Genomic DNA, 1488 nt, shown 5'->3' with positions numbered 1-1488 from the left:
CCAGGGGTTGACTCAGGAGCAGGGGGAGCCGCTCCACGGCATCGAGGCCGGTCGGCAGGGACCAACCCACCGACAGGCTCAGTCCCACCGGGACCCCGATCGTGGCGATCAGCAGGACGATGCTCGCCACCACCTGCTTAATCCTCACGGTCCCTGTGCTGCGACCGGTGCTGGTGCGGGTGCCAGTGGCGGTCATGGGGTAGTCACCTCCTCGGTGTCGCCGATGGCGGGGCGTGCCTGCGCGGACGCCGAGATGACTCGTTCGCCGACTCCGGCGGCGCGGAGCAGGACGGGGCGGTAGGTGAGGGTGACCGTCACCTCGACCCTCCCCTGCCCGTGCGTGATGGCGGCGCAGCCGGCCTCGGGGCGGTGCACGCGGATCCAGGTACAGGCGGCGGACTGCGCGGCGCCGGGCGCGACCGGGCGTACTCCCCCGCGGCCGCGGTAACCGCTCAGGTCCATCTCGTCGACGGCGGCTCGGGCGGCCTGGGAGGCCAGCCCGATCGCCTCCTGCCGGACGGTGATGGCCCGCCCCCCGTCGACCACCAGACCGCTCGCAAACACCAGGGCCGGGATCAGCAGGAGCAGCCACACCGTGGCCGAGCCCCGCTCACCTCGCGGCGAGGCGCGACGTGCGCTCACGCCGGTCCCCGGGGACTGCGAGCCCTCACGTGGGCGTCGGGTCGACAGGCAGCCCGGGCGTGCCTGCACCGGGAAGACGGACGACGGTGGCAGGGGTTGACCGCCCGCTGCTCCGGGAGCTCGCCAGCGTCGAAGGCAGCCGCAGCCAGGGGGGCGGGTCATGGTCGGGACCGGTACTGCTCGAGCGGGCTGGCGGCGGTCGCCGTCAGCGTCTTGGTGGCAGGCAGGGAGGGGAAACCGACGTCGCCGAGGCGAGTGGTGCAGGTGACGGTCACATCCACCGCCCCGCCGGGTTCGAACCGTGAGCCGTCGACGCTGATGGCCGGTCCGCCGGCGCACGTCACGGACTCCGCGGACAGCGCGACGTCTGCGGCGGTCTGCGCGGCGACTTGCGCGGCCGGAATGCTCCGGGTGAGGGAGGCCGCGCGGGCCGCGTCTCGTGCGGCGCCGGTGACCTGCAGCCGGGCCTGCTCCACGCGTCCGACCGCCACGACGAGCAGCACCGCCAGGACGATCGCGGGCACGAGCAGGACCAGCTCGACCGCGCCGAACCCCTCATCCGACCGGCCGCGCCGGGAGCCACGAAAGAGCGCTCGCGGGCCCCCTTGGGTCGACGACGGGGAAAGCCCTGGAGCGGTTCGTCGTGACGCGCCGGCATCTGGGGTCACGCGCACTCGGGTTGCCGGGGTCATGGTGGGCCGACGAACTGTTCGATGCTGCTGCGGGCGACGCCGGTGACCTGCAGGTCGAGGCCGGGGATCATCGACAGCCCGGTCGCGGTGATGCTGGCCTCGGCGGCGTCGGCACCGCGTTCGACGGTGATGGTCTGCACCGTCACCGTGTCAT

General features: G+C 73.5%; 3 protein-coding genes. All 3 read right to left on the bottom strand.

All coding sequences use genetic code 11. The annotated features are described in order from the left end of the window. A partial coding sequence (locus ACR80Q_RS18270) for a hypothetical protein (RefSeq protein WP_435379079.1) occupies positions 1 to 196 on the bottom strand: 196 nt, incomplete at its 3' end. Further along, complete coding sequence (locus ACR80Q_RS18265) at positions 193 to 642, bottom strand: TadE/TadG family type IV pilus assembly protein (RefSeq protein ID WP_435379078.1); 450 nt, start codon at positions 640 to 642, stop codon at positions 193 to 195. The genes ACR80Q_RS18265 and ACR80Q_RS18270, both read right to left, overlap by 4 nt. A gap of 158 nt (positions 643 to 800) precedes the next feature. After that, positions 801 to 1334, bottom strand: a complete 534-nt coding sequence (locus tag ACR80Q_RS18260; RefSeq protein WP_435379077.1) for a TadE/TadG family type IV pilus assembly protein — start codon at positions 1332 to 1334, stop codon at positions 801 to 803. Positions 1335 to 1488 lie beyond the last annotated feature (154 nt).

Origin of the sequence: Aquipuribacter aurantiacus, assembly GCF_051216895.1 — a bacterium.
Classification (GTDB): Bacteria; Actinomycetota; Actinomycetes; order Actinomycetales; family JBBAYJ01; genus Aquipuribacter.
Note: the sequence above shows the minus strand (reverse complement) of the source record. Positions and strands in the feature narration are given on the sequence as shown.

Coding starts and splice junctions, on each gene's coding strand:
- ACR80Q_RS18260 (WP_435379077.1), bottom strand. CDS start 1,334: ATGACCCCGGCAACCCGAGTGCGCGTGACCCCAGATGCCGGCGCGTCA.